This is a genomic window from Pseudomonas sp. 43NM1 (assembly GCF_002836905.1).
Lineage (GTDB): Bacteria > Pseudomonadota > Gammaproteobacteria > Pseudomonadales > Pseudomonadaceae > Aquipseudomonas > Aquipseudomonas prosekii.
The window spans coordinates 93,677-106,607 of sequence record NZ_MKGS01000113.1; the positions used below are offsets into that span (position 1 = coordinate 93,677).

A 12,931-nucleotide genomic window follows, 5' to 3' on the forward strand; every position below is an offset into this window, starting at 1 on the left:
CCAGTGCCGCAGTAAACGCAAAAGCCCCGATCATCACGACCGGGGCTTTTGTGTTTCAGGCATTGGATGTTACGAAGCTGAACGCACCGCACCTTGGGTGACGTTAGTCGGTTGCAGCTTGAACACGTAGAACAACACCGTCAGCAACACCAGGAACGCCGGGCCGACATACAGCGCCACGCGAGTGTCCGGGAAGTAGGCCATTAGACCAACCACCAGCACCAGGAACGCCAACGCCAGGTAAGAGCTGACCGGGTACAACCACATCTTGTATTTCAGGCCGGCACGTTCGCTGGCGCTCAGGCCTTTGCGGAATTTCAGCTGCGCCAGGAGGATCATCACCCAGGTCCAGATCGCGCCGAACGTGGCAATCGCGGTAACCCAGACGAAGACTTTTTCCGGGACCAGATAGTTGAGCAGCACGCCGACCAGCAGCGCAGCGATCGACAGCAGCAGCGCGCGACGCGGTACGCCGTTGCTCGACGTGGTGGCGAAACCGGCCGGGGCCTGGCCGTTCTGCGCCAGGCTATAGAGCATGCGCCCGGTGCTGAAAATGCCGCCGTTGCACGACGACAACGCTGCGGTGATCACCACGAAGTTGATGATGCCAGCGGCAGTCTTGATCCCCAGACGCTCGAAGGTCATGACAAACGGGCTGCCCTGGGTGCCGATTTCGTTCCACGGGTAGATCGACAGGATCACGAACAGCGCGCCGACGTAGAACAGCAGGATCCGCCAGAACACCGAGCCGATTGCGTTGGGAATGGTTTTCTGCGGGTTCTTCGCTTCGCCGGCAGTCAGGCCGATCATCTCGACGCCGAGGTAGGCGAACATGACCATTTGCAGCGACATCAACACGCCTTGCACGCCGTTCGGCATGAAGCCGCCGTGGGCCCACAGGTTGGAAACGCCGAGCGCCACGCCATCATTGCCGAAACCGAAGGCGATCACGCCGATGCCGCCGATGACCATGGCGATGATGGTGACGATCTTGATCAGGGCGAACCAGAATTCGAATTCACCGAAGGCTTTGACCGCGATCAGGTTGATCGTGCCCATGCTGACCAGCGCCGACAGCGCCCAGATCCAGCGCGGCACGTCGGGGAACCAGACGCCCATGTAAACGGCCACTGCGGTGATTTCGGCAACGCAGGTCACCAGCCACAGGAACCAGTAATTCCAACCGGTGAGGAAGCCGGCCAATGGCCCGAGGTAGTCTTGGGCGTAACGGCTGAACGAGCCGGCGACCGGGTTGTGCACGGCCATTTCGCCGAGGGCGCGCATGATCACCAGGATCGCCAGACCACCGATGATGTAGGAAAGCATGATGGCCGGGCCGGCCATTTCAATCGCCTTGGCCGAACCGAGGAACAGGCCGACACCGATACAGGCGCCGAGCGCCATCAAGCGAATATGCCGTTCGCCAAGTTCGCGTTTAAGCGGACCGCCCTTAGCGGTCTCGCCTTGGGGCAGATGATTGCCTGCTGGCATGGGGGTACAACCTCGTCTTGTTATTGGATATGACCACCGAGTATCGAAGCGTCGACCGATAAGCCGTTGCTTGCCTGAAACCGCGCTTGCCTTTTGAGCAAGTGCGTCTTGTAGGACAAAACCTGCAAGATCAGCGGGGCGTGCAGTATAAAAACCTTCCCACAGGGTTTTTCACTCTATAACCCACAACATTCAGCGACAACTCTCGCCAAAAGCCCAGTTTACGGAGGGGCATTACCTGCGTTTTGTCAGATTATTCATCGCAAAAACGCCGGCGATTATTGCACAACAATGGTGCATCGTCATGCCTGCGGATCGCTTGGGGAGGCGGTTGAGGTGTCTAGTGCGCGGATTGTGGGTGAAGACGCGTGGCGGCTGGGCGCGAAGCCTGCTGCAAGGGGGTTTACGTGTGGTGAATGGATTTACCTGTGGTCAGTGGGTTTACCTGTGGTCAATGGGTTTACCTGTGGTCAATGGGTTTACCTGGGTCAATGGGTTTACCTGGGTCAATGGGTTTACCTGGGTCAATGGGTTTACCTAGGTCAATGGGTTTACCTAGGTCAATGGGTTTACCTGTGGTCAATGGGTTTACCTGTGGTCAATGGGTTTACCTGGGTCAATGGGTTTACCTGTGGCGAGGGGGTTTACCCCCGTTCGGCTGCGCAGCAGTCGCAGAGCGGTTTTTCTGGAAAAACGCAGGGGAGCGCTTCGCACTCCAACGGGGGTAAACCCCCTCGCGACAGGTGAATGCATTGACCGCAAAAATCGATTCACCCCAGGCAAGCCCTTCCCCCCTTTAAACCCTCACGCCACCTCGAAGCTCAGCAATCAGGTATTCGTCCTTCAAACAACGCAGAATTTTCCTTCGCCATTTGCAGATCCGGATTCAGCGCCCGACCACTAACCTCCATCACTCCTACACATCAAGGAGGCAACGGATTGCCTAGCCAGCCAAACTCTCATCGCCTGCGTCGGGGGCGACATTCCGAACCAGGTCGCGCTTATCTCATCACTGCAGTCATTCATTTACGCCAACCGATATTCTCTGATTGGCGATTGGGGCGATTGCTCGTTCGGGAATTGCGAAGAGCTCACGATTCGGGACAGGTGGACTCGATTGCGTGGGTGGTGATGCCTGATCATTTCCATTGGTTGATGCAATTGAAGGTCACCAACCTGGGAAATGTGATTGGCGCGATCAAATCTCAATGCACTAAGTCAGTGAACCAGGCAACCGGCCGGCACGGTCCTTTATGGCAAACCGGCTATCACGATCGAGCTATTCGGGACGGGGAGGAATTGTTGCCGTCTGCTCGCTACATCGTGGCCAATCCATTGCGCGCAGGGCTGGTGAAGAGAATTGGTGATTACCCGCTATGGGACGCCTGCTGGTTATAACGTCTGTGGAGAGCGGTTTGCCTGTGGTTGGGGGTTTCACTGTGGTAATGGGGTTACCTGTGTGAGGGGGTTACCTGTGTGAGGGGTTTACCTGTGTGAGGTATTTACCTGTGTGAGAGGTTCACCTGTGTGAGGGGGTTTACCTGTGGCGAGGGGGTTTACCCCCGTTGGAGCGCGAAGCGCTCCCCTGTGTTTTCACAGGAAAACCGCTCTGCGACTGCTGCGCAGCCGAACGGGGGTAAACCCCCTCGCCACAGGTAAACCCCTATTCACAGGTAAACCCACTCTTCACAGGTGAACCCCACTCTTCACAAGTAAACCCACTCCTCACAGGTAAAACCCCTTGCCATACGTAACCCCAATTGCCACAGGTCCGCCCGCACCACAGGAACCCCACTCACCACAGCTAACCCCCTGGCTCAAGATAAACGCCATCGGCAGTTTGGAGAGGCTTCCCCTGTTTCGGCATTTCTCCACCCACAATTTTTTCACCAACGCCAACCACCGACTAAGCTTCAGACAAGTCCGATCAATCTGCGTGAATGGATCAGTCGACTATGGGCGCTTTATGGCAAACCGATTCGAGTAAAACCGTGGTTCCGACTGAACGTGTGGATGAAGCGCCTTTACCTGAAAAATCCCGTCGTAACCGGCACGGCTGGAAGGCGTTCTGGTTGTTGCTACTGATTATCGCGGTTGCCCTGGGGTTGGCGGCCGCCAAGGAAATGCGCACATCGAAATTTCAATCGACCGAGGTCAGCAAATTTGCCGCATCCCTGAGTTATGAGCTGCAACCCGGCCCCAGCGATGCGATTCGCTACCCGGGCGCCGGCCCGTTTGATTTGCGTTTGGGCTACAGCGCCATGGACGATTTCCTGCCGCGCCTGCTCAAGCGAAATTACATCGTTGCCGCGCAAACGCGTTTTTCCCCGGAGCTGATGAGTTATAGCGACCGGGGCTTTTTCGTGCCCTACGCGGAAAAAATCCAGGCAGGGCTGACCATCACCGATTGCCGCGCGGCGCCGCTGTATCAGTTCAACTACCCGCAACAGCTCTACGCCAGCTTCGACGCGATTCCGCCGGTGGTGGTCAACAGCTTGTTGTTCATCGAAAACCGCTTCCTGCTCGACCCGAAACAACCCATGGCCAACCCCGCCGTCGACTGGCCGCGATTCGGCATGGCGGCGTGGTCGCAAGTCGCGAAGATCATGCACTTGCCCGGTCAATCCGCCGGCGGCAGCACCCTGGCGACGCAACTTGAGAAGTATCGCCACTCCCCCGACGGCCTGACAGTGTCCGGCGCGGAGAAGATTCGCCAGATGATTTCTGCCAGCGTGCGCGCCTATCAGGGCGGGCCGCAAACCTTGCAGGCGCGGCAGAATGTAGTGCGCGATTACCTCAACAGCGTGCCGTTGTCCGCCGTGCCCGGCCACGGTGAAGTACACGGCATGGCCGAAGGTTTGCGCGTCTGGTACGGCGCCGACTTCAACAAGGCCAATGAAACCCTCGCGAGCACCGCCACCGACGCGAAAACCATGGCCGACAAAGGCTTGGCCCTGCGCGAAATGCTCTCGCTGATGATCGCCCAGCGCCGCCCTTCGCACTACCTGACCAAGGGCCACGACGAACTCGCCAGCCTCACCAACAGCCACATCCGTCTGCTCGCCCAGAACGGCGTGATCGACGCACCGTTCGCCGCTGCCGCGCTCGCCAGTAAAGTCACCTACCGCGATTGGCAGACACAACCGACGATCCAGCCGATCGAATCCAATAAAGGCATCAGCACCGCGCGCAGCCGCCTGGCCTCGATGCTCAACCGTCCGTTGTATGACCTCGACCGCCTCGACCTCTCCGCCACCAGCACCTTGCAAAGTGACCTGCAAAAACAGGCCACCGAATACCTCAAACACCTCGCCGACCCAACGTTTGCCGGGCAGATCGGCCTGATCGGCGAACGTTTGCTGACGCCGACCAGTACCACTCAGGTGCGCTACAGCTTCACCCTGTTCGAACTGACCCCGGACGGTTCGCGGGTGCGGGTGCAAACCGACAGCACCGACCAGCCGTTCGACATCAATGAAGGCAGCAAACTGGAACTCGGCTCCACCGCCAAGATGCGGGTCATGACCACGTACTTGCAGATCATTTCCGAACTGCACGAAAAATACGCCGACAAAACCGTCGCCGAACTGAAGAAAACCGAAGTACCGGATCAGGATCGCCTGAGCCGCTGGGTCGTCGATTACCTGATCCAGAACAGCGACCGCAGCCTGCCGACACTGCTCGGCGCGGCGCTTGATCGCAAATACTCGGCGAGCCCCGGCGAGGCGTTTTTCACCGGTGGCGGGCTGCACACCTTTCACAACTTCCGTAACGAAGACAACGGGCGCATTCCGACCCTGCGCGATGCCCTGCGTGAATCGATCAACCTGCCGTTCATTCGGCTGATGCGCGACATCGTGCGCTACACCACGTATTCCGGGCCGAGCAACAGTGCCGAGCTGCTCAAGGACGACCGCGACCCGCGGCGGCAGGAATACCTGGCGTCATTCGCCGACCGTGAAGGCACGTCGTTTCTGCTGAAATTCTGGAAAAAGTACAAAAACAAAGACACCGACGCGCGCCTCGAAACCTTCCTCGACAGCATGCGCCCGACGCCAATTCGTATGGCGGCGGTGCACCGTTACCTGTACCCGGAAGCCGAGCAGACTGCGTTCAACAGCTTCGTGCGCTCGCACTTGAAGGGCGCCAAGCTCAACGAAAAACTCACCGACGAACGCCTCGAACGCCTGTACCTGAGCTACGGCCCCGGCTCGTATGACCTGCCGGATCAGGGTTTTATCGCCAAGGTGCATCCGCTGGATTTGTGGCTGATCGGCTACTTGCTCAATCACCCGGAAGCCAAGTTCAGCGAAATCGTCAAAGCCAGCCAGTTCGAACGTCAGGAAGTGTATAGCTGGCTGTTCAAGAGCAAACACAAAGGCGCGCGCGACAGCCGTATTCGCACCATGCTCGAGATTGAAGCATTCCTCGATATTCACCAGCGCTGGCAGCAAGTCGGCTACCCGTTCGACCACCTCGTGCCGTCATTGGCCACGGCGATTGGCAGTTCCGGCGACCGCCCGGCAGCGTTGGCCGAGCTGATCGGCACGATTCTCAACGACGGTGTGCGCATGCCGACCTTGCGCATCGACAGCCTGCACTTTGCCGCTGATACGCCGTACGAAACCAAAGTGGTGAATGACCCGAATGTCGGCAAACGGGTGATGCCTTCCGAGGTTGCCACGGCGATGCGCGAAGCCTTGTCGCAAGTGGTGGATGCCGGCACCGCGAAACGTGTGTCCGGCAGTTTCAAAACCCCGGACGGCACCGCGTTGGCGATGGGCGGCAAGACCGGCACCGGCGATAACCGCATTGAAGCGATTGGCTCCGGCGGGCGGATTCTCAGTTCGAAATCAATCAACCGCACGGCGACGTTTGTGTTCTATATCGGCGATCACCACTTCGGCACGTTGACCGCGTTCGTGCCGGGGCGCACCGCCGAGGCCTTCAAGTTCACCTCGGCGTTGCCGGTGCAAGTGCTCAAAGGCATGGCGCCGATCCTGACCCCGTACCTGCAACCGGGGCGCAACACCGAATGTCTGGCGCCGACGGTGACAGCGAGCAACCAGACCCAGGGCTAGATTTCGGAATCCCAGATCACCGTGACGTCCCCGGCAAATTTATCGCTGCCCGAGTCGAGCATTTGCTTGACGCCCTCCTGCGCCACGGAAAAATGCACAACGCCGGGTTTGCGCGCCACGTAGACGTTGGGTTCGAACCGTTCAGTGCCCTGACCGTCGAGCCGCAAGGGTTGGTTGACCACCGACTGGCCATTGCGCACCAGCCCGTGGGGCAGCGTCACGGCGACGTCGACCGGCACTTGGTTGCCCGCCGCATCCTGCAACGCGCAGGTATTGCCGAGGTTGGTGGCACAGCTCAATTGCATCTTGAACGGTGTCGACGTCCAGATATTGAAGGTCTGGTCGCGGAAGATCCGTTCCGGCCGACGATTACGCTGCAGCCACGCTTGCCAGCCGCCGTGCGGCACCAGTTGCACCTGATTACCGCCGGGTGGGATTTCCACCGCCAATACGTGATTGACCGTCAGGGTGAAGTCGAGCTGCAGCATGTCCGGACTGGCGAGCATGTTGTCGCCCATGTCGAAATCGGCGCCGGGGCCTAATCGATAAAGGATGCTGCCGGTATAGGCCCCAGGGGCCATTTTCAACGGATCGGGTGTGCGGATCTGGTAGGCAAAATTCAATCGGGGATAGGAGAAACCTGGTATGTCGAAACGGGCTTTCGTTGCGCAAGTGCCGAGCACAGAAGTGCCCCAGAAAAAAGCAAAATCAGTGTCCGTTCCGCCCGCTCCCGCGCGTCCGGTTTCGCAAGGCCTGGGCGCAATTCCCCAATCGCCTTCCGTCCAGAGAGCGTAATGCGCGCGGTACAGGTCCAGGTCCTCGCGACCGATCAGTTCCTGAACCCTGTGACTCAGCCGATAACGCCCGCCAACCCCCGCAATGCGCACCTGCACCATCGCCGGACGGCCTTGGTCATCCTGTACCGGCACATCGCGCCATTGCGCCGCCGAGATGTTGAACATCGCACCTTGGCGTGGATTGGAGTGATTCGCTGGAATCGGATTGATCGACTGCACATCAATCGAGCTCTCGATGCTGAACAATTTGTCGAACCCACCCGTTCCGTCACAAGACGACGGATTCTCGGCGCAATAACCGCTATCAGGCGTGGTGTTCTTGAACTCATTGATGTTCGGACGCGCCGGATCGGGGGCGAACTCGGCGGTTATCTGCACCACATCGGCCTGCGCGCCGATGCAAATGAACAACAGCAAGCCACTGCACGGGCGCTTCATGGATTCACCGCATCGAACATCAATTGCACCGTGCCGAAATACTGCCCCGGCACATAACCGGTAACAGGTTTCAGCGCCGCAATCTCCAGGCGCACGCGCTGGCCAACACGCGCCTGCTGTTCATCCACCACCGGTGTCGCCAGCAACGACAAACGCTGCCCATTGAACTGCACGGCCAGGTCAATGCGCTCGCGCCCATTGAACAAAAACGGCTCAGCCACCAGCCGCGCGGAAATACTGCCGCTGGTGTTTTTCACGTCGAAATGTTCGCGCAACGGTGTGAGCTCGGCGGTCACCGGGTTCCACGCCATCACCTGCTCGCGCTCGAGAAACATCGAGTTGACCGGCAATACGTAAAACTCGCTGGTGGGGATCGTTACCGATACTTGAAAGGTCTGCTCCTCACGAATTGCCAGCGCGTGCGTGCTGGTCAACGACAAAACAGTAGCCAGCGAAACGAGCAATGCGCGCTTGAATCCCGGGCGTTTCATCCCTTCACCTCAACGTTTTTCTGCGCCGCACCTTCTACCAGTTTGAAGCGGTACTGGCGCCCGGCCTGTTTCTCGAAACGAAACGTTCGGCCCGGTAGCACATGAGTTTTGGTCACCGGTTGGCAATCGTTTTCATCGCTGACGGCGCAGTCCTTGAGGTCGTCGACCACCACCACGGTGTTGCCGTCGTTGCGCAATGCGTATTGGCCAGGGCGCTCGTCAATCTGCGTGTTGAAACGCGCGTCTTTGGGGCGCACAAAAAAGATCGTGCCGTAACCCGCCAACACGTTGACCCCGGCCGCCAGCGTCTGTTTATAGGCGTCGCGCTCTTCGACGGAGACGGCAAATTCATCTTCTTTCTCCGGCACCACCGGGACGAATCGCACGCGGAAATAACGCTCGCGCTCACGTTCGCCCATGAACAGCAGCCGAGTACCCTGCATGCCATTCACCGGCACGATCAAGCGCGCTGGGCTGGCCATCAGACCGTCGCGGGCGCTGCTGTCGGCCAGGCTCTTTACCGGCAATTCCGTGGGTCTGCCGTCGGCGTCATAGATGATTTCGTGAATATTGATTTTGACGAACGCCGTGCTGTCGCCGCCATTGAAAACCCGTTTCAGGTAGGTGCTTTTATCGCCGTCCAGATAGTCGTACACCACGCCGACATTGATCGCCGGCCCAGCCTCGGCCAACAGCGGCAGCAAACCTGCACCCAACAATACCCATAGCCGTTTCATTGTTTTCGATCCTTCAGTTGAACGCTGCGCGGACATTCCGGCAGCGGTGATCAGATTTCCGAATTCCAGATAACCGTGACGTTGCCCGCGTAGGTTTTGCCGACGCCGGTGAGCATCTCGGCCACTTGTTCGCGGGCGATTTCGAAGTGCAACTGACCGGGTTTGCGATCGACATAAAAACCTGGCTGGAACAGTTCGGTGCCGCTGCCGTCACGCAGCAAGGGCCGGCGGTTAACCACTCGCCCGGCGACGTCGGTCAAACCGTTGGGCAACGTGACGCTGATGTTCACCGGCACCGCACCGCCCGATTGCGGTTCGCGCAACAGGCACTGATTGCTGCCGTCGCCGTACTGGCAATCGAGCTGCATCTTGAAACGGCTGGACGCCGAGATATTGAAGGTCTGGTCGCGGAACAAGCGCTCCGGGCGACGATTGCGTTGCAGCCAGGCTTGCCAGCCACCTTGCGGCACCAGCTCGACCCGATTGCCGCCGGGCGGCACTTCGACTTTGAGGGTGTGTTGCACGTCGAGGGTGAAGTTGAAGACGAATTCAGTTTCGGCGGTGCTCATGTTGTCGCCGAAATCAATGTCGCCTCCCGGCCCGACGGTGTAGCGCATGGTGCCGGTGTACTGACCCGAGGACATGCCCAGCGGGTTGGGGGTTTTCAGCGCATAGGCATATTCGAGGTTGGAGTATTGCAACGCCGTGATATCCCTTCCCGGTTGGCGGCTGCACACGCCAGCCCCTTCCGGGACCAGCCAGAAGAACAGCGCGAAATTGGTCGACGCCGCAATGTACCCGGTGCTCTCACAGGGGCTGGGCGCATAACTCCATTGCGATTGCCATCTGATGCCAGGTTGGGCCCATACCGCCACACCGGGGCGCACATCCCAGCGATGACCAATGCCGGCGATGCGCATTTGCACGGTGGCGACCTCCCCGGTGCGCGAATGCGTGACCTGCAGGTCGCGCCAGTCCGAAGGCATCTTCCACATTGCGCCGTCGCGGGGGTTGGTGTGGTTGGCCAGGATCGGCGTTTTGGTGTGCGCATAAAAAGCCGTACGAATGGTGAAAATGTTCAGTTGCTTGCAGCGCGCCGGGATGTGAGAGGTGCAAATGCCGCTCTCCGGCGTGGTGTTGACGAACTCGTTTTTCAGCGGGTTTGCCGGGTCCGGCGTGAAGACCGCGCTGATCTCCTGAGTCAGGGCATTGGCCGCTGGCGCCAACCCGCACAACAGGCTGAACCCGATGAGGTGTCGAAGTGTTCTGTTCATCAATCAGCCTGCCGTTTCAGAATTAAATGAGCTGTCGGCCAGCGTGTCCGGTGTGCAGCGCAGATCGCCGATCATCAGCACATCCTGTTCGATACGCGCTGCGCGGGTATCGAGGCGGAACTGGCAGAGCAATTGGTCGCCCCGACGCACTTGCAGGGTCGGTGAACTGGCGTTCATTTCCATCGAGAAGAACCCATCGACCTCGCTCACCCCACGGCTGGCGTGGTTGATGATGTGATGCCCTTTCAATGGATGCCCTTGCGGATCGATCAGGCGCCCGAGCACGGTCACGGTTTTCATCACCTGGACCTTGCGATACGCCACGCCGCCCTTGTTCAGGTGATAACTCATGCGCGGCGGCTGAATGTTGGCGGCCGGCACGTGGTTGCCCTCGAAATCGAAACTCACCGCGCCGTTGCGGTACGCGGTGATCGGCACAAAATTGCGCCCCGCACGCAACGCGGTACTGCCGCCGCTGAGGTCGTCGGCGCGCAGGGCGATGTCCTCGACATCGGATTCGACGTCAATGATCATCCCGGCGCCGCGGCCCTGATGCTGACTGGTCAGGACCATTTTCTGCCCGCCGACGGCGAACGTGCTGTCCAGGTTGAGGCCGCCGGTGATGTCGCCGCTGTACGACGAGCGCTGGGCGAAAGCATCGCCGAGCACTGTGTCGGTCATGAAGTTGGTCGTCCCCGAGATACCGACGCCGTAGGTATCGGCAATCGCCGTGGCCGAGACGCTTTGCAGCACGAAGTCCTGCAAGTCCTTGCGATAGGTCAGCGAAGCGTTGTGGTCGCGGCGGCCATCGCGCGAAGTGCGCGAGCCGATGCTGCCGGAGATTTGCTCGCCCGGCCCGCCGAGCGCCAGGCTCACGCTGAGGTCGACGCCACGGTTGCGTTTGTCGCCGCTGCTGGTGCTGGCCGGCCGATCGAACACGGTGAAACGCCAATTGGCGTCACTGCCGAACAGGTTGCTGCGCTGGGTCCAGCCGAGATCGAGGCCGACGCCTTCGACATTGCCCTCGCTGTGCGACACCCGGCCGTTCAGCGAAGTACGGTTGTTCAAGCGATGGGTCAGCGACAGCGAGGAATTGCTGGTTTCGCCAGTGAACACATTGCGCTGACGAATGCGTGTGCCGTCGGGCAAGGTTTCGTAGGTGTTGCGCGTGTCGAGCCAACTGCGATTGTGGCTGGCGACGACAGTGCCGAGGCCGTAGCTGTAAAGCGCTTGCAGATCGACGCCAGTGCCGTGGTCTTCGGTCTGGTAAATGTTGGCGAACAGGCTGGCATTGTTGGCCACGGTCCAATCGACCGACGAGCCGTACTGCAACTGTTCACGGACCTGGCGCGCCGACAATCCCAGCACCACGCGCGGGTGCAGCAAATAGTTGAGCGCGGCGCCGGCAGACATGCCGCCGTCGGCCTGCTCTTCCCAGTTGCTCAGCAGTTTGCTTTCGCGCCCGGCGAACAGGTTATAGCGCCAGCGTTGGTCGTGGTTGCGCCAGTTATTGGGTTTGTAGACCAACTCCTGCGTGGTCGAAGTGATTTGACCGTCCTCGATCAATCGCACTTCGACCTCGTAGATGCCCCCGGGCAGTGGCCGGGTATCAAGCGTCTGCAAACCGGCGGGCACCGGTTGCGTGTTGATCAGCAACCCGTTGCGATAAATCTCCACCGAACCGAGGCGATTGGCGGTGACGTAAATCGGATAAACGCTGGGTTTCGGGTTGTCGATGGCCAGGCTGTCGGAGCTGCCATACATAACGCCGACCGCCGTGTCCGGGCTGGGACCAAAGGCGCGCGGCTGGCGGCTGAGGCCTTCGGAATTGGGCATGAAATAGCCCAGGCGCAGAAAACTGCCTTGCAGTTCCCGCTGGGTATAGAGCTCGTGCACCGCGTGATAGAGCTGGTCGTCGAAACCACCGAGACGGGCCAGTTGCAGGTTGACGCTCTGGGTCCAGTTGCCGAGGCTGCTGCTCGCCTCCAGGCCGTAGCGTCCGCCGAGGTCCTGGTCCTGGCCACCGTTGAGATTCAATTGATTGCGCACGATCAGGCCGGTGCTGCCGTGCTGAGGTTGTTCGTAGTAAGCCTGGGGTTGGTCGTCGCGTTCAGCGTTTTCGGTAACGAGCGAAACCAGGGAGTTTTCCAGGCTGTAATGCACGGCCAGCAAGTTGGCCGGACAGTTGGCAGAGCACGCCCCAAGAGGCACGCCTTGTTTGAGATAAGTCGCCAGCGCGTCGCGTTCAGGGGCTTTGAGGTCACTGTCTCGAATGTCGGTCATTTCAAGTAACGTAATACGATCGTCACGTGATAACACCACCATTGCTTCTCCCATGAACTGTTGATCACGTTCAATTCGAACTGCCAACGGAACATCAAAGAAGTGTTCTTCAAACTCCGCAGGAAGACCTTTGGCCTGAGCCAGCAAAGAGCGCGGCGCAGTATTACCGTTAGTTGGCGCAGCCAGCACTGATGAACAAAACAGCAAGGCGAGCGCTGTCGCGATGGGCGTCATCGGGAACATGAACCAGATACTCTGAATACGGACGGTAGATACGGTGGAACCCGGTCGGCCGGTCAGGGTGACGAGCCGATCGGGGTGTTTCAGTCAACGAACCGA

8 protein-coding genes are annotated in these 12,931 nt (G+C 59.4%); 2 read left to right on the forward strand and 6 right to left on the reverse strand.

The genetic code is table 11. The features are described from left to right. Nucleotides 1–69: 69 nt before the first annotated feature. A complete protein-coding gene (locus BI292_RS10535) occupies nucleotides 70–1,491 on the reverse strand; it encodes an amino acid permease (RefSeq protein WP_101207840.1) in 1,422 nt (473 codons plus the stop codon). 939 nt (nucleotides 1,492–2,430) lie between these two features. Here BI292_RS10535 and BI292_RS10540 point away from each other — a divergent pair. After that, nucleotides 2,431–2,889, forward strand: a complete 459-nt coding sequence (locus BI292_RS10540) for a transposase (RefSeq protein WP_101207841.1) — start codon at nucleotides 2,431–2,433, stop codon at nucleotides 2,887–2,889. Nucleotides 2,890–3,446: 557 nt separating this feature from the next. Beyond that, nucleotides 3,447–6,572 carry a transglycosylase domain-containing protein gene (locus tag BI292_RS10545; protein WP_101207842.1) on the forward strand — a complete coding sequence of 1,042 codons (3,126 nt, stop codon included), beginning with the start codon at nucleotides 3,447–3,449 and terminating at the stop codon, nucleotides 6,570–6,572. Here the strand turns inward: BI292_RS10545 and BI292_RS10550 are convergent. The 5 genes from BI292_RS10550 to BI292_RS10570 are packed head-to-tail and all read right to left on the reverse strand — an operon-like array spanning nucleotide 6,569 to nucleotide 12,835. Beyond that, nucleotides 6,569–7,807 carry a hypothetical protein gene (locus BI292_RS10550; RefSeq protein WP_101207843.1) on the reverse strand — a complete coding sequence of 413 codons (1,239 nt, stop codon included), beginning with the start codon at nucleotides 7,805–7,807 and terminating at the stop codon, nucleotides 6,569–6,571. The genes BI292_RS10545 and BI292_RS10550 overlap by 4 nt on opposite strands. Beyond that, nucleotides 7,804–8,298: a CS1 type fimbrial major subunit gene (locus BI292_RS10555; RefSeq protein ID WP_101207844.1), complete on the reverse strand. Its 495-nt coding sequence runs from the start codon at nucleotides 8,296–8,298 to the stop codon at nucleotides 7,804–7,806. Before BI292_RS10555 ends, BI292_RS10550 begins: the two co-directional genes overlap by 4 nt. Further along, complete coding sequence (locus tag BI292_RS10560) at nucleotides 8,295–9,035, reverse strand: pilus assembly protein (RefSeq protein WP_101207845.1); 741 nt, start codon at nucleotides 9,033–9,035, stop codon at nucleotides 8,295–8,297. Before BI292_RS10560 ends, BI292_RS10555 begins: the two co-directional genes overlap by 4 nt. A 50-nt stretch (nucleotides 9,036–9,085) precedes the next feature. Further along, nucleotides 9,086–10,309, reverse strand: coding sequence for a hypothetical protein (locus BI292_RS10565; protein ID WP_101207846.1), 1,224 nt, complete (start codon nucleotides 10,307–10,309; stop codon nucleotides 9,086–9,088). A gap of 3 nt (nucleotides 10,310–10,312) precedes the next feature. Then, the gene (locus BI292_RS10570) at nucleotides 10,313–12,835 is read right to left on the reverse strand and encodes a CS1-pili formation C-terminal domain-containing protein (RefSeq protein WP_101207847.1); all 2,523 of its coding nucleotides are present in this window, start codon (nucleotides 12,833–12,835) and stop codon (nucleotides 10,313–10,315) included. Nucleotides 12,836–12,931 lie beyond the last annotated feature (96 nt).